The 18,758-nt window shown below is 38.3% G+C and carries 16 protein-coding genes; 12 read left to right on the forward strand and 4 right to left on the reverse strand.

Going from position 1 to position 18,758, the window contains the following annotated elements; genetic code table 11:
- Positions 1 to 132 precede the first annotated feature (132 nt).
- From N7931_RS07165 to N7931_RS07190, 6 genes are all read left to right on the forward strand, one after another.
- Positions 133 to 1,104 carry a CobW family GTP-binding protein gene (locus N7931_RS07165; protein ID WP_262792989.1) on the forward strand — a complete coding sequence of 324 codons (972 nt, stop codon included), beginning with the start codon at positions 133 to 135 and terminating at the stop codon, positions 1,102 to 1,104.
- A 127-nt stretch (positions 1,105 to 1,231) separates the two neighbouring features.
- Positions 1,232 to 2,050 carry a TetR/AcrR family transcriptional regulator gene (locus tag N7931_RS07170; protein WP_262792990.1) on the forward strand — a complete coding sequence of 273 codons (819 nt, stop codon included), beginning with the start codon at positions 1,232 to 1,234 and terminating at the stop codon, positions 2,048 to 2,050.
- Positions 2,047 to 4,392, forward strand: coding sequence for an efflux RND transporter permease subunit (locus N7931_RS07175; RefSeq protein ID WP_262792991.1), 2,346 nt, complete (start codon positions 2,047 to 2,049; stop codon positions 4,390 to 4,392). Before N7931_RS07170 ends, N7931_RS07175 begins: the two co-directional genes overlap by 4 nt.
- Entirely contained in the window at positions 4,358 to 5,167 is an 810-nt protein-coding gene (locus N7931_RS07180; protein ID WP_262792993.1) for an outer membrane lipoprotein-sorting protein, read from the forward strand. The genes N7931_RS07175 and N7931_RS07180 overlap by 35 nt, the downstream gene beginning before the upstream one ends.
- Before the next feature lie 43 nt (positions 5,168 to 5,210).
- A complete protein-coding gene (locus N7931_RS07185; protein WP_262792994.1) occupies positions 5,211 to 6,416 on the forward strand; it encodes a hypothetical protein in 1,206 nt (401 codons plus the stop codon).
- A gap of 132 nt (positions 6,417 to 6,548) precedes the next feature.
- On the forward strand, positions 6,549 to 6,956 hold the full coding sequence (locus N7931_RS07190) for a hypothetical protein (RefSeq protein ID WP_262792995.1): 408 nt from the start codon (positions 6,549 to 6,551) through the stop codon (positions 6,954 to 6,956).
- 114 nt (positions 6,957 to 7,070) lie between these two features.
- On the opposite strand, the gene N7931_RS07195 is transcribed toward N7931_RS07190, so the two are convergent.
- Entirely contained in the window at positions 7,071 to 7,400 is a 330-nt protein-coding gene (locus N7931_RS07195) for a YebG family protein (protein WP_262792997.1), read from the reverse strand.
- Positions 7,401 to 7,721: 321 nt separating this feature from the next.
- On the opposite strand from N7931_RS07195, the gene panP reads away from it, so the two are divergent.
- On the forward strand, positions 7,722 to 9,368 hold the full coding sequence (gene panP / locus N7931_RS07200) for a pyridoxal-dependent aspartate 1-decarboxylase PanP (protein WP_262792998.1): 1,647 nt from the start codon (positions 7,722 to 7,724) through the stop codon (positions 9,366 to 9,368).
- 7 nt (positions 9,369 to 9,375) lie between these two features.
- Here panP and N7931_RS07205 read toward each other — a convergent pair whose 3' ends face one another.
- Positions 9,376 to 10,050, reverse strand: coding sequence for a hypothetical protein (locus N7931_RS07205; RefSeq protein ID WP_262792999.1), 675 nt, complete (start codon positions 10,048 to 10,050; stop codon positions 9,376 to 9,378).
- Positions 10,051 to 10,185: 135 nt separating this feature from the next.
- Between N7931_RS07205 and rnr the strand changes: the two genes are divergently transcribed.
- The 3 genes from rnr (at position 10,186) to N7931_RS07220 (ending at position 14,289) form a co-directional block, all read left to right on the forward strand.
- Positions 10,186 to 12,600 carry a ribonuclease R gene (rnr, locus tag N7931_RS07210; protein ID WP_262793000.1) on the forward strand — a complete coding sequence of 805 codons (2,415 nt, stop codon included), beginning with the start codon at positions 10,186 to 10,188 and terminating at the stop codon, positions 12,598 to 12,600.
- Between the two features lie 2 nt (positions 12,601 to 12,602).
- A complete protein-coding gene (gene rlmB, locus N7931_RS07215; RefSeq protein WP_262793001.1) occupies positions 12,603 to 13,349 on the forward strand; it encodes a 23S rRNA (guanosine(2251)-2'-O)-methyltransferase RlmB in 747 nt (248 codons plus the stop codon).
- Positions 13,350 to 13,497: 148 nt separating this feature from the next.
- Positions 13,498 to 14,289 carry a CLCA_X family protein gene (locus N7931_RS07220; RefSeq protein ID WP_262793002.1) on the forward strand — a complete coding sequence of 264 codons (792 nt, stop codon included), beginning with the start codon at positions 13,498 to 13,500 and terminating at the stop codon, positions 14,287 to 14,289.
- Here the strand turns inward: N7931_RS07220 and N7931_RS07225 are convergent.
- Complete coding sequence (locus N7931_RS07225) at positions 14,269 to 14,784, reverse strand: TIGR02444 family protein (protein ID WP_262793003.1); 516 nt, start codon at positions 14,782 to 14,784, stop codon at positions 14,269 to 14,271. The genes N7931_RS07220 and N7931_RS07225 overlap by 21 nt on opposite strands.
- 13 nt (positions 14,785 to 14,797) lie before the next feature.
- Positions 14,798 to 16,708: an ABC transporter ATP-binding protein gene (locus N7931_RS07230; RefSeq protein ID WP_262793004.1), complete on the reverse strand. Its 1,911-nt coding sequence runs from the start codon at positions 16,706 to 16,708 to the stop codon at positions 14,798 to 14,800.
- 111 nt (positions 16,709 to 16,819) lie between these two features.
- On the opposite strand from N7931_RS07230, the gene N7931_RS07235 reads away from it, so the two are divergent.
- Both N7931_RS07235 and miaB read left to right on the forward strand, forming a co-directional pair.
- A complete protein-coding gene (locus N7931_RS07235; protein WP_262793005.1) occupies positions 16,820 to 17,020 on the forward strand; it encodes a YheV family putative zinc ribbon protein in 201 nt (66 codons plus the stop codon).
- A gap of 289 nt (positions 17,021 to 17,309) precedes the next feature.
- Positions 17,310 to 18,737 carry a tRNA (N6-isopentenyl adenosine(37)-C2)-methylthiotransferase MiaB gene (gene miaB / locus N7931_RS07240; RefSeq protein WP_262793006.1) on the forward strand — a complete coding sequence of 476 codons (1,428 nt, stop codon included), beginning with the start codon at positions 17,310 to 17,312 and terminating at the stop codon, positions 18,735 to 18,737.
- Positions 18,738 to 18,758 lie beyond the last annotated feature (21 nt).

Consider the following 18,758-nt stretch of genomic DNA (forward strand, 5'->3'; position numbering starts at 1 on the left):
GTTTGAAAGGTGCCTACATTCCTTCACCAATCTGTTTTGTATTGAAAGCGCTGTGATAGCTCTGAAACATGCATCTTGAGGTAGCACGGGTATAATATGCAAAGGTCAAAGCTTTTAAAGGGAATAAATACAGTGAAAATTACAAAACGAATACCGACAAATTTAATTACCGGTTTTTTAGGCGTTGGTAAAACAACGGCGATCTCTCATTTATTAAAACATAAGCCAGCCAATGAAACTTGGGCTGTATTAGTGAATGAATTTGGTGAAATTGGTGTCGATGGTGCTTTATTACAGGAAAGCGGCGCGAGCATTAAACAAGTGCCGGGTGGCTGTATGTGCTGTGTGCAAGGGGTTGGCATGCGGGTTGGTTTAAATGAATTGATTAAACAAAATCCGGATCGCATTTTAATTGAGCCAACGGGTTTGGGGCATCCTAAAAAAATCATGCAAACTTTGCAGGATGAAATATTCACTAAATATTTAGATGTGCGTGCGACAATTACTATGATAGATCCGGCAACGCTGGATGATCCTAAATATTTAGAAAACGAAAACTTTATTGCCCAGGCTCAAATCGCCGACATTATTGTTGCCAATAAAGTTGAGCAGGCTACTAATAAACAGCTAGAAAACTTTACTAACTGGAGTGCTCAATATCCAAACGCCAGAGAATTAGGGCAAATTAGCTATGGTCAGTTGTCGCTTGAATGGTTAGATCAGCCTGCAAAAGTGAGTACAAGCTCTATTACACAATCTAAACAGCATCAAAACCAAGATGAATCCAGCGTGATTGAAGCATTGGAACTACCTGCCGGAGAAAACTGGGTAATGCGTTCTCATTTTTCGGATGGTTACTGGAGTTATGGCTGGTTAATTGCCTCGCATATTGAGTTTGAATTAACCGATTTATTAGACTGGATTACTGCAACGCATGCGAATCGAGTTAAAGCGATAGTGAAAACCAATAAAGGCATTTTAAAAATTAATGCGGTTGGTGACGATGTTAGGTTTGAACCATGTAAGTTAAATGGTCAGGCTAAACTTGAAATTGTGATAGATCATCAAATAGATACCCCCAGTTTTGAAACACTACTTGTTTAGTGTTTCAAAATTAAACTCGTTATATTCTTTTAATCATTATGTTTCATCAAAGGTTCACTTAAAAAACTTGCCTTGTACTTTTTTTGAACTAAAATGACGAAAAGTCAAAAAGTGACGGAATGTCAAAATGGGCTCTTGGCTGAATCATCTAAAACAAAAGCAGCAACAGTCTGAATTTAAGTTTTCAAGTCATATTGAAACTAATAAACAGCAAAAAATAGCAGAGCGAGAAAAGGAACTTATTCAACTTGCCCACCAATTAGTGGACCAAATTGGGTTTTCTAATTTAACTATGGATAAGTTGGTTGCGGCTTCAGCTTATTCTAAAGGCACTATTTATAATCACTTTGCCAGTAAAGAAGATTTATTGTGTGTGCTGGGATGTTATTCAATTGATTTTGTTCTGGAATTAATGAATAAAGGTTTGCAGTTTCCTGGCAAAACTCGAGAAAAAGCAATAGCGCTTAATTTTGCTTACCAGCTTTATGTTCAACTTGAGCCAGCGCTGAGCATGTGTGTTTTATCTTGTAAAACCACTAGCGTAGTCGAAAAAGCTTCAGATAAACATTTGCAAAAATTACAGCAAAAAGAACAACAAGTATTAGCTTTAATTGATCAGGTTTTTAAACAAGGTTTTAGAGATGGGAGTTTACCTGTTACCGATAATACAGAAGAGTTAGCTGCATTATACTCTTTTTCTAGTTGGTCTTTGTCATTTGGCTCAATCATTTTATCTCGTCAAAATGAGCAGGCTCAAGCAATCATCCGGTTAGATCAACCAACCTTTTTGCTTGAAAGTTTCAATTTATTACTAGATGGCATGCAGTGGCAGCCTTTATCTAGTGAATGTGATTATCAGCAATGCTGGCTGCGAATAGCTGAGTATTTTTCTGATTATACAGTTATGCTGAATTCTAATTATGTCAGTATTGAGGACAATAAATGAAAAACTCTATATTTTTTAACAAGGTAGTCGAAAAGCCAACACTGACAATTATTTTGAGTCTGTTATTGGTTGTGCTGATGGCTGTTGGAGCAGGCAGTTTGTATTTTAGAGGTGATTACAAAGTTTTTTTTAGTCCTGAAAATCCGCAGTTACAAGCATTTGAGTCAATGCAAAAAACCTTTAGTAAAAACGATAATGTGACTGTCATTTTGGAACCCAAGTCAGGGGACGTTTTTAACGCTAAGATTTTAGGTTTAGTAGCTAAGATAACAGAAGATGCTTGGCAAACACCCTATTCTACACGGGTTGACTCGTTAACAAACTATCAAAATACCGAAGCCGAAGCTGATGATTTGATAGTTGATTATTTAGTATCAGAATTTTCTGATGTTGACATTACAGATGAAATGGTTGCTAAAACTAAACAAGTTGCGCTGACCGAACCATTATTAGTTGATCGTATGGTATCCCCTTCAGGACATGTCACTATGATTAACATAACGGTACAGTTGCCTGATAAGCTAGATCAAACTCAAGAAGTGGTTGAAATAGCTGAATTTGTTAGAAAAATTGTCGCAAAATATGAAACACAATACCCAGATGTTAATTTCTATCAGTCCGGTATTATCATGATGAATAATAGCTTTGTTGAAGAGTCTAAAGGCGACATGATGACTTTAATTCCTGCTATGTTTTTAGCAGTTCTAATTATGTTGGCATTGTTATTAAGATCAGTATTTTCAACCATTGCTACCCTTATCATTATTGTTACTTCGATAGCTGCTACTATGGGAATTTCTGGTTGGTTAAATATGTATTTGTCTACAGCTACCATCAATGTGCCAACTATAGTGATGACATTAGCAATTGCTGATTGTGTTCATATCATTGCTTCTATGAATTATAACCTACGTCAGGGTATGGATAAAACTCAAGCAATAGAGCAAGCATTAGAAATTAACTTTTCTCCGGTATTTATCACCAGCGCTACAACTGCAATCGGCTTTTTAACTTTTAATTTTTCTGATGTACCACCTTTAAGAGATTTAGGTAATTTGGTTGCAGTTGGTGTCATGCTTGCTTTTATATTAGCCATTACGTTACTACCTGCAATGTTGAAGATTTTACCTATTCATATTCCTCAAAAAACAGAAAGTGAATTTGGTAGAATGGACAAGTTCGGTGATTGGGTTATTAAAAAACACAAACTTCTTCTGCCTGTCACAGCGTTTATTATTTTAGCATCTGCTGCAATTGTCCCCCTAAACCATATTAATGATGTGCCAACAGAATATTTTGACAAAGATTTAAAGTTTCGCCAAGCATCTGACTTTGTCGATGAAAATCTTCAAGGGGTCACTATGATAGATTTTGAGTTATCAAGTGGAGAGCCAAGTGGGATCAATAACCCTAAATTTTTACAAGCTGTAAATCAGTTTACAGACTGGTTAAGGGCTAACCCTCAAATAGATCATGTCGTAAGCTTAAGTGATACTTTTAAACGCCTGAATAAAAATATGCATGGGGATGATCCAAGCTATTATAAATTACCTGAACAGCAAGATCTGGCTGCTCAATATTTATTAATGTATGAAATGTCACTGCCATACGGTCTGGATTTAAATAATCAAATTAATATAGATAAATCAGCTCTTAGAATTACAGTCAATATGGATAACTTGGGTTCTAATGAATTAGTTAAAATGGAGCAGGATGCCAAAAACTGGTTTACTGAAAATGCTCCTTTTGTTGAAGTTAATGCTGCTAGTCCATCTTTAATGTTTGCTCATATTGGTGAGCGTAATATGAAAAGCATGTTATTAGGTAGTACGCTGGCGCTTATTTTAATCTCCGGATTATTAATTTTTGCACTACGCTCATTTAAATACGGCATGATTAGTTTATTGCCAAACCTTGCGCCAGTTGCCATGGGCTTTGGTTTTTGGGCATGGTTTTCGGGCAATATTAATTTAGCCTTATCAGTAGTAACCAGTATGTGTATTGGTATTGTAGTTGACGATACTGTGCATTTTTTAAGTAAATATCGACGCGCCAGAATAAAAGGCAATAACGCAGAGCAGGCGGTGCGTTATGCTTTTAGTAGCGTTGGCCGTGCTCTTTGGATTACTACTTTAGTGCTATGTACTGGTTTTATGGTGTTAGCACAGTCGTCATTTGCATTAAACGGTGATATGGGATTATTAACCGCAGTTATTATCTTTTTTGCATTATTAGTTGATTTCTTATTCTTGCCAGCGTTTTTACTGGTGTTTGATAAAAAAGATTACTCAAAGGAGAAAATTGAAAATGTTGAAACAGTACAAACCAACAAGCTGGCTTAGTTTATTACTGGCCGCAGGGTTAGCGTTAAGTGCAGCAAGCGGGCAAGTGAATGCTGAAACAACCAATAAAGGCTTAGAAATAGCAAAAGAGCGTAAAGCCAGAGACAAAGGTTGGGGTGATTCAGAATCCACTTCGCAAATGATTTTACGTAATGCTCAAGGTGATCAAAGTATTCGCGAAATGCGGATTCAGGCGCTTGAAGTGCAAGGCGATGGCGATAAAGGGTTAACCATTTTTGATGAACCAAGAGACGTTAAAGGCTCGGCATTTTTAAACTTTTCACATATTAATGAGCCGGATGATCAATGGTTATACCTGCCAGCTTTAAAAAGGGTTAAGCGTATTGCATCACGCAATAAATCAGGCCCGTTTATGGGCAGTGAATTTGCGTATGAAGATTTAGCTTCATTTGAGGTTGAAAAATATACTTATCAATACCTAAGAGATGAAACCGTTAATGGAGAATTATGTTGGGTTATCGAGTCAATCCCAACAGATAAATATTCAGGTTACAGCAAACAAATCAGTTGGATTGATCAATCTGAGTACCGAGTTCAAAAAATTGAGTTTTATGATCGCAAACAGGCTTTACTTAAAACATTAACCTTTGCAGACTATAAGCTGTATTTAAATAAATACTGGCGCGCGCATACCATGACAATGACTAACCATCAGACAGGTAAAAGTACAGACATGATAGCTAAAGAAATTAATTTCAAAGTTGGTTTATCTGATACAGATTTTAATCAAAATAGCTTACGTCGTGCTCGTTAACTAAGACACAACTTTTCACATAGATTTTAAACAGACTGATATTATGAAAAAAATCGTCAATACCTTATTTGCTTTTGCAAGTTTGAATTACTTACCAATTAGCCAAGCTGTTGAATATGAGTATCTAGGCTCTATTGGTGCTCAAGCTAGGTATTTTACTCAAGAGACTCAAGACCCTGAGCAAACTGAACAACAGTTTTCACTTTATGCCGAGCCAGAAGTGTATTTTCAGTGGAACGATGGCAACGACTCACTTACTTTTAAACCCTTTGCTCGTTTAGATTCTGCGGATGATGAAAGAACTCATTTTGATATTCGGGAGTTATTTTGGCTGCATGTTCAAGATGACTGGGAATTAAGAGTTGGTATTAATAAAGTGTTTTGGGGCGTGACCGAAACATTGCATCTGGTCGATATAGTGAATCAAACCGATGCAATTGAAGCATTTGATGGTGAAGAAAAGCTGGGTCAGCCAATGGTTCAATTTTCTATGTATAAAGACTGGGGTTATCTGGATTTATTTATTTTGCCTTATTTTCGTGAGCGAACTTATGCCGGTCGGGAAGGTCGTCTACGCGGGCCATTTTTAATTGATACCGATAACCCGGTTTACGAATCAGATAAAGAAGAGCGGCATATAGACTTTGCTGCAAACTGGCGTAACAGTTATGACTTTTTAGATGTCAGTTTAAATGTATTTAAAGGGACATCTCGAGAGCCTAATTTTATTCCTAAGCTGGTTAATGGCGTGCCAACTGGTGAGATTGTACCGTTTTATCCACAAATCACTCAGTTTGGTGCCGTGATGCAATATGTGAGCGAAGCTTGGCTTTGGAAAATGGAAGCAATCAACCGAACCGGTGACTTAATTGATGACTTTAACGCTTTGGTGGGCGGCTTTGAATACACTATGGTTGGGATTAATGATTCATCAACCGATTTAGGTTGGGTTGTTGAATATGCTTATGATGAAAGAGATGCCAGCCAAGTTGCGACACAAAATGATTTATCGGTTGCGGCGCGTATTGCATTAAATGATATTGACTCGACTGAGGTTCTAATCGGATTAAGTCACGATCTGGAATTTACTGACAGCCGAGCCATGTTTATTGAAGCTAATACCCGAGTTGGTAAATCATCTAAGCTTATTTTAGATATGTGGTTATTTAACGGTGATGATCCGCAAGATATTAGCAGCCAGTTTAAAAATGAAGACTTTATTCAAGTTTCTTACGAATGGTATTTTTAATAAAATCAAATAGTAATAAGTAGTATGGATGAAAAAGCTGACATATTTAATCCAAATTTTATGAATTGATTTTTATAATATTGAATTTCCGGTCTACACTAAAAAGCCAACCTTTTGGTAAAGGAGTAAACAATGTCAGCGGTATCGGGTTATACAATTAAAGTGATTCAGCAGCGGATCGAAGTGAAAGCCTGGGGCGAGTTTGACTTTGACCTTGCGCAGCAACTTTATAAAGAATTAAAGCAAAAAGCTTCATCTATTTGTGATCAAGATTGGGTTGAGCTTATCGACTTTTCAAAATGGCAGTTGGCAACCGCAGAATGTTTTGATTTGGTTGAGCCATTTTATTATTGGGCTAAACAAAATAATTTATGTAAACGAGTAATTGTTATTCCACCGGGTCAGGTAAAAGGTGTGGTGCAGGAAGTAGTAAAAAAATTATCACCTATTCCCACTTTTTATTTTGATACTTATCAAGCTGCTATGTCGACTCTTTACATTCCTGAATTTACCGCAACTGAAATGGCAAGTGGCTTTTAATTAAGCTTAATTTTTAACCTTAGCTTTGCCGCTTAAATAACGTGAATTATTGCAAGTTTAAAATGCTGATGGGTTTAAATAACCATCAGCATTTTGCATTTATAAACCCTATTTTTAAGCGGTTTTGGTTAACTGAGTAATATTATCTTTCTGCTTTTTTTCAGTATTATTCTCAAGCTCGTTGGTTTCTACTTCTTCGGCAAAATCGAGCTTTTCTAACTCATTCGGTTTACCTTTAAATGCTTTGCTGAATAAATCTTTGTTACGGGCAATTAAGCGGCCAATATCATCTAACTGGGTTTCATTTAATCCAACTACATTTTCATTCACTGCATTAGCAATTGCTTCTGCCAGTTCTAACATTTGATCATGTGCGTCTGCGTCTTTTTTACTGGTAAACATTTTTCCGTCCCGGTCACATTGCCATAGCGCTCTTACTGCCATAATTAATTCCCCTTGTTAGTTAACACTGTACATTTGGTATAACGTATTTTTATTAGCTTAATATTAAACTGTTTGTTTGTACAGTGTTTTTGTGGCGATTTTTTATTCCAGAATACTGAATGCTTTTTAGATTTAAAAAATAAATTAAAAGGTTTATGACTAAGTTGTTTAGAAATATCTGAGCGTTTAGGTGAGTTAAATTGTAAAAAATGGTTTATTTTTAAACAAATAAATAAATATTCTCGTCTAATAGGAGACAATTGCCCTAAACTTATTTAAAGTTTAGGGATCATATTTTTATTTTATTAACGATTTTATTGAGTGAATAAGTCAATTACCAAAGTCGCAACGGCTGATATGGAATCTTTGTACCGTATTTTTACGGTTGCTGAAGCGCCGGATTCTACTTTAGGGCAAATCGAAAAAGAGATTTCAGAAAACTTAGCTGGCTTTTTGAACGAGCATATTGTTGCGCGGGCTGTATCATTAGCTGAAATAGAGCGTGATTTTAGCTGTGCCGATATGCCGGAGCAGCCGACTTTTGTATCTGAACATACCCAATTTTTACTCGATAAGCTGGTGGCTAATTCTGTTCATACCGCAGCGCCTAGTTTTATTGGCCACATGACATCGGCATTACCGTATTTTATGTTGCCATTGTCTAAAATCATGATCGCGCTGAATCAAAATTTAGTCAAAATAGAAACGTCCAAAGCATTCACCCCGTTGGAACGTCAGGTTTTGGGCATAATGCATAATTTGGTGTTTGGTCAAAACGAGCAGTTTTATCAAACTTATATGCATTCAGAGTCTGATTCTTTAGGTGCATTTTGCTCTGGCGGCACGCTGGCTAACATCACTGCACTGTGGGTTGCTCGTAATAATTTATTAAAAGCCAATAACCAATTTAAAGGGGTTAACCGCGAAGGTATGTACCGAGCGCTTAATCATTATGGTTATCAAGGTGTGGCTATTTTAGTTTCAAATCGCGGACACTATTCGCTTGGTAAAGCAGCTGATGTATTAGGCATTGGGCGTGATGATTTAATTGCGGTTGAAGTGGATGCAACCCATAAAGTATTAGTTGATGAAATGCGTACTAAAGCCGCTGAGCTTGAAGAGCAGGGCATTAAAGTAATGGCAATTGTGGGTGTGGCGGGCACAACCGAAACCGGTAATGTTGATCCGCTAAATGATTTAGCTGATCTAGCCGAGCAATTAAGTTGCCATTTTCATGTGGATGCCGCTTGGGGCGGTGCAACGTTATTTTCTAAGGCTCATAAAGCGTTATTAAAAGGGATTGAGCGAGCCGACAGTGTAACCATTGATGCACATAAACAAATGTACGTGCCTATGGGCGCTGGCATAGTGTTATTTAAGCAACCTAAACTGGCGAGCGAAATTGAACACCATGCTGAATATGTGCTGCGTAAAGGCTCTAAAGATTTAGGCTCGCATACGCTAGAAGGCTCACGGCCGGGCATGGCTATGTTGGTTTATTCGGCATTAAAAGTATTAGGCCGAAAAGGGTATGAGCTATTAATTAACCGTAGTATTAAACAGGCTGAATATTTTGCTGGATTAATTAGTCAGCAAGCTGACTTTGAACTGGTATCAAAACCTGAATTGTGTATTTTAACTTATCGTTATGTACCGCAATCGGTTAAAGCTTTGTTAGCTAAAGCAGATCTTAATCAGCAAAAACGAATTAATGAAAAGCTGGATGATTTAACCCGTTTTATTCAAAAGTGTCAGCGTGAAGCCGGAAAATCGTTTGTGAGCCGAACGCGTTTAACCAGTAATTTATATCCAGAACAAACCATTACTGTATTTCGGGTGGTTTTAGCTAACCCGTTAACCACAGAGCAAATTTTACAGGATGTATTAGCAGAGCAAGCAGAACTTGCACAGCTAAGCCAATTTGCGCTGCCAGCATTAAAACAAATTTTGGCAGAGTCAGCGAGATAAAAGAAAGTTATTCAACACTTTGCCTTAACTGGCTCATATAAGCGGATTCTTTAGGAACGGTTAGCTGAGCCAATAAACCTAGAATATAATCATCTGGTGGCGGTAGCTGCTCTGCAAATTTCATATTGGTGGTGATTCTTACCACTTTATCTTCTTTAATAAAAAAATAAGCATAATTGTGCATGTATAGCTCATCATGTAAATGCACACGGCTAACACCACGTAAACCCTGTACCGATTTTCCGGCTATTTGCCAGTCAAGCTGGTCAATATCTTCAAGCGTGCGGGATTTATAGTTATTTTGCTGAATAAATTCATCTAACCCCTGATAGTTCATTCGAGCTTCATCCATTAATACTGGTAAGGCTGGTTGCCACTGTAAATGGCGCACCGGATAAATAAAAACATTAAATATATCCAGCTCATAAAAAGTGCTCTGATAAGTTAAACGAGTGCCATATAAAGGATTATCTGAATCAGTTTGCTCAACAAAAAAGAGCGTATCAGTTTGTTCGGGATAAGTTAACTGAGTCTGATAGTTCGATGGGGTAAGCTCTGAAGTGCTGGCACAAGACGTTAAACTGGTTAAACAAAATAATACCCAAATTGTACCTGCATTTATTTTTAGCACTAAACTACTCATATATTCTGAAAAATTGATCTGAAAGCATTGATAATACATAAATCTCTTTGCTAAAACAGAAGTAAATAAAATATTTATTAAACAGTGAGCATATTCTGCACACAGCTTGCGAATTAGCGTATACTTGGTTTAAAAATTATTAGTATCAACAAATAAGGTCACTATAGCCATTTAATGAAATCCACAAATCATAATACCAGTCTTAAATTTCATCCCTTATTAGCCGAAAAGCTGGTGAGTTATGTCGAAACTCAACTGCAAGCGGTTAGCTATTTATCTTTATGCGACAAACTCAATATTCACGGAATAGATGCCGAGCAAGAATTACAAGCTTGTTTAACTGCGCTGGAGCAGGAAGGACGGGTAGTTCGCAACAAAAATAATGATTATGCAACGCCAGAAATGTTGGGGTTATATGTCGGCAAAGTGATCGGACATAAAGACGGTTATGGTTTTTTACAATTGCCAAAAGGAACAAAAGATTTATTTATTCCTGTGCATCAAATGGATAGCTTATTACATGGTGACTTAATTTTAGTTAAGCAATCCGGCACTGATTCACGCGGTCGTAAAGAATGCCGGTTAGTCAGAGTATTGCAAACTCGAACCGAACCTTTTGTTGGCCGCTGTTTTATTGAGCACGGCATTGCATACGTGATGCCAGATGATTCTCGAATTTCACAAGAAATTATTATTCCGAGTGAACACAAAAATGGTGCTCGCAATGGCCAAATGGTGGTTGCTCAGCTATTAACTCGGCCAAGTAAAAGAGTTAATGCAACTGCCAAAATTACTGAGGTTTTAGGTGAGCATATGGCGCCCGGAATGGAAATTGAAGTCGCTCTTAGAAACTACGATATTCCGCATCAATGGCCAAATAAAGTTGATAAAGAGTTAAGCCGGATCAGTGATGAAGTGCCAGAAAACGCGAAATTAAATCGGGTTGATTTACGCAATTTACCTTTAGTCACAATTGACGGTGAAGATGCACGCGACTTTGACGATGCAGTTTATTGTGAAACTAAAAAATCTGGTGGCTGGCGTTTATGGGTTGCGATTGCTGATGTGAGTTATTATGTTCGCCCCGGCACTGCTTTAGACGAGCAAGCGCAGCTACGCGGAACATCGGTTTATTTTCCTGAGCAAGTTGTACCTATGCTGCCGGAAAAACTGTCCAATGGTTTATGTTCGCTTAATCCGCAGGTTGATCGCTTGTGTATGGTATGCGAAATGACAGTAAGCGCTAACGGGCGTTTATCTGGTTATCAGTTTTATCAGGCAGTGATGAACTCCCATGCGCGACTCACCTATAACAAAGTACATGCTATTTTAAAAGGTGATGAAAAACTGCGCGAACGTTATCAGCATTTAATTCCGCATCTTGAAAATTTAAACAATATGTATGCGAGCTTAAAGCAAGCCAGAATGGCGCGTGGTGCAATTGAGTTTGATACACTCGAACCCAAGTTTATTTTTAACGCCCAGCGTAAAATTGAGTCAGTTGAAATTGTGCAGCGTAACGACGCGCATAAAATCATTGAAGAATGTATGATTTTAGCCAATGTTGCGGCGGCACAATTTATTAGTAAACATAAAGCACAGGCGCTTTATCGGGTACATGATACGCCAGATAGCGAAAAGCTAACCCAATTTATTGGCTTTTTAGCTGAGCTTGGGATTACTTTTACCTTAGATGGTGAAATAGAACCGATAGATTTTAAGCATTTGGTTGATAAAATAGAAGGCCGACCGGATCAAGAACTCATTCAGACTATGCTGTTGCGCTCAATGAAACAGGCGGCTTATTCACCAGACAATGTCGGCCATTTTGGACTGGCACTTAATAATTATGCGCATTTTACTTCGCCAATTCGCCGCTATCCTGATTTAATTTTACACCGTGCGATTAAAGCTATTTTGTTAAAGCAAAACTTAATTGCTAACAACAGTGGCGAATATACCTACGATCCTAAAGAAATGGACGAGTTAGGCGAGCATACCTCAATGACCGAGCGTCGCGCAGAAACGGCAACCCGAGATGTGGCCAACTGGCTAAAATGCGAGTTTATGCAAGACAGGTTAGGAGATGAATTTGACGGTGTTATCTCAGCTGTTACCAGCTTTGGTTTTTTTGTCAGAATTAACGATTTATTTGTTGAAGGTTTAGTGCACGTTAGCTCGTTGCAAAGTGACTTTTATATTTATGATCCGATTAAACATCGGCTAATTGGCGAGCAAAAACGCAAAGTTTATAAACTGGGTGACGAGGTGAACATTAAAGTCATTTCGGTTAATTTAGACGATAAAAAAATTGATTTTATTTTAACTGACTCAGAATCCAATCAAAAATCGGATAAAGCTCACCGTGGTGCAGCCAAAAAATACAGCAAAAGCAAAGCAAAAACTCAGGCAGCAGAACCAAATACCAAAAGCAGAGCCAAGGGTAGTAAAACCCAACAGCTAATGGCGCAAGATAAATCAGAAAACGCGTCAGCTAACAATAAAAAATCAAAAGCATCCAGCAAAAAGCGTAAAGCAAAAGCCGGAAAAAAAGCAGCGGTTAAAGCAAATAAAAGTAAGCGGAGATAAATTTGAGTAAGTCAGAATTAATTTTTGGTTTGCATGCGGCAGAATCATTAATTGAAAACGCCCCACATCGTTTTATTGAGATTTTTTGTTTAAAAGGTCGTAACGATGACAGGCTAAATAAAATTGTAAATATAGCGCGTCAAAACGGCATATCTATTCAGTTTACTCAACGTAAAACATTAGATGATAAAGCCGGTGGCGAGCAGCACCAAGGTATAGTTGCCAGAGTGCAACCGGCTCCAGCGTTAAACGAAAACGACTTAGACGCTTTACTGAAAAAGTTAACTAAACCTGCATTTTTATTGGTATTAGACGGCGTGACCGATCCGCATAATATTGGCGCATGTTTACGCACCGCTGATGCTGCCGGAGTAGACGCGGTTATTGTACCTAAAGATAAATCAGGTAGTTTAACCGCAGTGGCTAAAAAAGTTGCCTGTGGCGCAGCAGAAGTTGTCCCTTTTATTCAGGTAACCAATTTAGCTAGAACACTACGTGATATTCAGCAAATGGGTATTTGGGTGGTTGGTACAGCGGGCGAAGCAACACAAACACTTTATCAGGCAAAATTAAATGGCCCAATGGCTTTAGTGATGGGCGCTGAAGGCAGTGGCATGCGCCGTTTAACCCGAGAAACCTGTGATGAGTTAATTTCTATCCCTATGGCTGGTAGCGTATCTAGCTTAAATGTGAGTGTTGCAACCGGCGTAACCTTGTTTGAAATGGTGCGTCAGCGTCAGGCTAATTAAGCTTTTTACTAGAGCCTGTTTATCTTTGTATTATTTTTTCTCTCAGCTCAAATTATAAACAAAGATAAACAGGCTCTAGGCTGGATAACTTATTCAGCCTGCCTTATTTTGATTTATCTCGATTATTTTTCTACCAGTTTTTGTCTTTGTGAGCCAATACAACAAACCACCTAAAATTGACCGTTTAAAACGCGGCTATTATCGCAGCGGGCCAGATTATCGTAAAAGCCAAGATGTTGGTTTTGCTGAAATTCGTAAACTATTTGGTTTTCGTTCTATTCAAATTGGTCACTGGGTGACCCGGCAAGAGCAACAAATTGCCGCTAATCTTATTTATGATGCATTAATGGATTTAGCTAATATTTTGGCTGTACCCGCTCAGGTTTTATCTTTACGGGGTAGTTTATCGCTGGCATTTGGCACAGGTGGACAAAAATATGTGCAAGCGCATTACGATATGCGTAAACGGGAGTTAGCTTTGGCAAAAAATGCTGGGGGTGGGGCATTAGCTCACGAGTGGTTTCACGCGTTCGACCATTATATTAACGATAAATTATTTCAGCTACCCAGTTCTAGTTTTGCTTCAAATAGCTGGATTTATAACAAAGAAAACATCGAGCACCCATTAAACTTAAAGTTAACTCAATTCTATCAAACAATTTTTTTGGCAGAAGACGGCAAGCAACCCAGCGAATATTTAAAAATAAGCAGCAAAATCGATCAGAAACTAAATCAATATTATTTTGCGATGCCAGAAGAATTAGCCGCCCGAGCTTTTGAATCTGTTATTCAGGATCAGCCAATTAAAAATGCGTATTTGGTTTGTGGTACACAAAAATCAGAGCAAGCCGAGTTAGGTATTTTCCCCAGCCCCGCTCATAGAACCAAACTAGCCGAAACTTGCTTAGCTTACTTTCGGTTATTGGGAAGGTTGGTGTGATGGCAAACTTAATTGTTTGCCAATAATCGATTCAAACTCAGTGCTATCAGTTAAATTAAGTTTTAAGGTTTGCGCATACCAGTTAAAGGGCGCTAACGTTTTTGTGGTTGGCGTGGGTGAGGCAAGATATTGATTAAGCGTATCAATAATTAACGCTTGTTCTTGTTGCTCAAACATCAGTTCGGCAGTTAATAAAGCCTGTTTTATGGTTTGATAATCTGCCTCAGTTTGATAATTTCGCCAGTTGAATCTGGCTTGGCGAATTAATCCAGTTGTGTGTTGATTAAACTCGTTAAGTTTTATCAGTAGCTGAGTTAGTTGTGGCTCTGAAAAGCGATAGCTTTTATACTCCAGCCAAGACAATATCAGAATTAAATTAACATTAGCCTGATGCTGCTCTTGCCAGTTAAGACAGATTTTTTGCACACTGTTATTTTGATATAAAGCACAAACCTGCTGCCAAATTTGTGCTTTATCTAAGCTTAATTTATTCACTTTAATTTTAAATTTATTCTGCTTGCTCAAATTCAGTTTGGGCGCTTTCCAATGCTTCTTCTGCGCTCATCCAAGCTTCTTCAGCGGTTTCTAATTCAGTTTTTAAACTGGCTTGTTGTTTAATCAAAGTGGTTAACTTTGATTTATTGTCGTCAGTATACAGCTCGGTATCAGACAGTTGCGTTTCAATTTGTTCAAGTTCAGTTTGATATTTATCGACTAACTGGCTGTATTTTTCTATTTGCTGGCGCAAAGGTTTGGTTTTTTGTCTAAACTCGGCTTCGCGGCGCTTTAACTCTTTTTTATTCGCAGCAGAGTTAGATTTATCTACTTCTGGCTTTTGCACCTGTTGTAATTGCTGCTCGGTTAGCCATTTTTCGTAATCATCTAAATCGCCATTAAAGGCTTCAACTTTACCGTTATCGACCAGATAAAAATCATCACAAGTGCTACGTAAAATATGCCTGTCGTGCGATACAATGATCATCGCGCCCTCAAATTCCTGAAGTGCCATAGTTAGCGCCAGTCGCATATCTAAATCTAAATGGTTGGTTGGTTCATCCAGTAATAGCAAATTAGGTTTTTGCCAAACCAATAAAGCCAAAACTAAACGGGCTTTTTCACCACCAGAAAAATTTTCAATTTTATCTAATGCCTGATCACCGTTAAAACCAAAACCGCCTAAAAAGTCGCGTAATTGTTGCTCGGTTTCTTTATTGGCTAAACGGGCCAAATGTTCGAGCGGTGAGTCATTTAATCTTAATTGCTCTAATTGGTGCTGAGCAAAATAGCCAATATTTAAACCGGCACTGGCGGTATATTCGCCCGAAAGTGGGGTTAAATCACCGGCTAATAATTTAATTAAAGTTGATTTACCGGCACCGTTACGGCCCAGTAAACCAATTCGGCTGCCCGGCACTAAATTAAGTTTTACGGTATCTAAAATGGTTTTATCGGTATAGCCGGCACTAACTTGTTTAAGTGAAATGAGTGGGTTTGGGTTTTTCTCCGGCACTCTAAAGCTAAAATTAAATTCGCTATCTACATGCGCTGGGGCAATCAGTTGCATTTTAGCCAAAGCTTTTACTCTTGACTGAGCTTGTTTGGCTTTACTGGCTTTGGCTTTAAAGCGGTCGATAAAACTTTGCATGTGAGCACGTTCGCGCTGTTGCTTTTCAAATAAAGCTTGCTGCTGCTCAAGTTTAGTAGCGCGCTGAATTTCAAATTGTGAATAGTTACCTTTGTAGGTATTTATTTTTTGTTGTTCTATATGCAAAATTTGCTGGCAAACTTCGTCTAAAAAGTCGCGGTCGTGCGAAATAACCACTAAAGTTCCGGGGTACTGATTTAAAAACTTAGCCAGCCAGATAACCGCATCTAAATCTAAGTGGTTAGTTGGTTCATCCAATAATAATAAGTCGGAGCGACAAATCAGCGCTTGCGCTAAGTTTAACCGCATACGCCAACCACCAGAAAAATCAGCCACAGGTAATTTTTGCTGAGCGTCACTAAAGCCTAAACCATTTAATAATTGTCCGGCTCTGGCATAAATGGTGTAACCATCGATATGCTGCATTTTTTCATATAATTCACCTAACTTTTCGCCTGCTTGTGCTTGCTCGGCTTTAGCAATGGCTTGTTCTAATTGACGATATTCCTGATCGCCATCTATCACATACTCAACTGCGGTTTGGGTAAGCGCGGGTGTTTCTTGTTTTACATTAGCAATAACCCACTGCACCGGCACACTTAATTCGCCAGCATCTACATGCAAAACCTGATTTAACAAAGCAAAAAAGCTGGATTTACCACAGCCATTTTTACCGATTAATCCAACTTTTTGTCCCGGATTAATCACCGCCGAAGCGCCCTCTAATAAAAAATTTTGCCCGCGTTGCAACGAAATTTGGTTTATAGAAATCATTTATTACCGCAATTTGCTATGTGAGTTATCAAAAAGGGTATATTACTGGAATTGCGTCAAAGAGTTAAATACACTCTGCTAAATATCTTTGAATCAACTTGTCTGGTTTATATGAAACTAAAAAAACGCTTTATCGCCGGTGCTATCTGCCAAAAATGCCACGCTCAAGATACCTTAATGTTGTATATGGAAAACTCAGTTGAAAAAGTAGAATGTGTCGAATGTGGTGATATTCAAAGCCAGACCGATGCCAAAGTGGAAAAATCGAGCAAAAGCTCGGGTAATGTAATTGGTTTGTTTAAGCCGGAATAAATTTACAAACCGATTTGTAGAGTGGAATTAAGTGGACAAACCGCAAACGAATTAAGCAATTTCAGAATGGGTATCTATACCTATAAACCAAAACAAAGTCTATCGTTACAATTATCTGTGAAAGTTAAAATACTCAGTTTTTCAGCATTATTTTATTAAGTTTACAATCATTGCCGAAAAAACATCCAACAAATCACATAATCGCAGGCTCAGCTATAGTCAGCGATGATTAAAATCGCTACAATACGCGGTCATTTTTCCCGGTGGTTAATTTTTGGGCGATTTTTAAATGGGCAAAAAGTTATATATTAAAACCTGGGGCTGCCAAATGAACGAGTACGACTCGCAAAAAATGGCAGACCTATTAGATTCAACACATGGTTATACTTTGGCTGAAGAAGCTGAAGATGCAGATGTTATTTTATTAAATACCTGTTCTATTCGTGAAAAAGCGCAAGAAAAGGTATTTCATCAGTTAGGTCGCTGGAAAGAATTAAAGGTTGATAAACCTGATTTAGTGATTGGTGTGGGTGGTTGTGTTGCTTCGCAAGAAGGTTCACATATTCGCCAGCGTGCACCTTTTGTTGATATTGTTTTTGGTCCGCAAACTTTGCATCGTTTACCTGAAATGATTAATCAGATTCAGGCCGGTGAAAAAGCCGTTGTTGATATTAGTTTTCCTGAAATTGAAAAGTTTGACCGCTTACCTGAGCCTAGAGCTGAAGGGCCAAGTGCGTTTGTTTCTATTATGGAAGGCTGTTCAAAATACTGTACTTTTTGTGTTGTGCCTTATACCCGTGGTGAAGAAGTTTCGCGTCCGGTTGATGATGTTTTATACGAGATTGCTCAATTAGCAGAGCAGGGCGTACGTGAAGTTAATTTATTAGGTCAGAACGTAAATGCCTATCGTGGTGAGCATTTTGACGGTGAAGTTTGTCATTTTTCTGAGTTATTAAGACTGGTTGCTGCGATTGACGGGATTGACCGTATTCGTTACACCACGTCGCATCCGGTTGAGTTTACTGACGATATTATTGAAGCTTATCGTGATATTCCTGAATTGGTTGATCATTTACATTTACCGGTTCAGTCAGGCTCTGATCGCATTCTCACCTTAATGAAACGTGGTCACACCGCAATTGAATATAAGTCTAAGATTCGCAAGCTTAAAAAAATACGCCCAAATTTAAGTATGTCGTCTGACTTTATTATTGGTTTTCCGGGTGAAGGCAAAGCCGAGTTTGAAGAAACCATGGACTTAATTGCTCAGGTTGGCTTTGATATGAGTTTTAGCTTTGTTTACAGTGCCCGCCCGGGTACACCGGCGGCTGATTTGCCAGATGATGTAAGCGAAGATGAGAAAAAAGAGCGACTGTATTTGTTACAGCAACGCATTAACCAGCAGTCGCTGCAAATTGCCCGTAGTATGTTAAATACTGAGCAGCGTATTTTGGTTGAAGGCCCGTCTAAAAAGAATCCAATGGAGCTTTGTGGCCGTACTGAAAATAACCGTGTGGTTAACTTTGAAGGTCCGCATACTTGTATTGGCCAATTTGTTGATGTGAAAATTGTGGATGTTTGGACAAACTCATTACGTGGTGAGTTAATTCGTACCGAAGACCAAATGAATTTAAGAATTGAAACTGCGCCATCACAAATTTTAAGCCGTAAACAAGAAACTATAGATGAGTCAGGCGTAGGTGTTTATACACCATAAATTGATCTGAACCGCCTTAGC

Source organism: Catenovulum sp. 2E275 (assembly GCF_025515275.1).
Lineage (GTDB): Bacteria > Pseudomonadota > Gammaproteobacteria > Enterobacterales > Alteromonadaceae > Catenovulum.

Bases quoted from the DNA above. Each gene is read 5' to 3' on its own strand.
- N7931_RS07175 (WP_262792991.1), top strand. From the start codon at position 2,047: ATGAAAAACTCTATATTTTTTAACAAGGTAGTCGAAAAGCCAACACTG.
- miaB (WP_262793006.1), top strand. From the start codon at position 17,310: ATGGGCAAAAAGTTATATATTAAAACCTGGGGCTGCCAAATGAACGAG.
- N7931_RS07235 (WP_262793005.1), top strand. From the start codon at position 16,820: ATGAAACTAAAAAAACGCTTTATCGCCGGTGCTATCTGCCAAAAATGC.
- N7931_RS07190 (WP_262792995.1), top strand. From the start codon at position 6,549: ATGTCAGCGGTATCGGGTTATACAATTAAAGTGATTCAGCAGCGGATC.
- rnr (WP_262793000.1), top strand. From the start codon at position 10,186: ATGAAATCCACAAATCATAATACCAGTCTTAAATTTCATCCCTTATTA.
- N7931_RS07170 (WP_262792990.1), top strand. From the start codon at position 1,232: ATGGGCTCTTGGCTGAATCATCTAAAACAAAAGCAGCAACAGTCTGAA.
- N7931_RS07205 (WP_262792999.1), bottom strand. From the start codon at position 10,050: ATGTATTATCAATGCTTTCAGATCAATTTTTCAGAATATATGAGTAGT.
- N7931_RS07185 (WP_262792994.1), top strand. From the start codon at position 5,211: ATGAAAAAAATCGTCAATACCTTATTTGCTTTTGCAAGTTTGAATTAC.
- N7931_RS07195 (WP_262792997.1), bottom strand. From the start codon at position 7,400: ATGGCAGTAAGAGCGCTATGGCAATGTGACCGGGACGGAAAAATGTTT.
- N7931_RS07230 (WP_262793004.1), bottom strand. From the start codon at position 16,708: ATGATTTCTATAAACCAAATTTCGTTGCAACGCGGGCAAAATTTTTTA.
- N7931_RS07180 (WP_262792993.1), top strand. From the start codon at position 4,358: ATGTTGAAACAGTACAAACCAACAAGCTGGCTTAGTTTATTACTGGCC.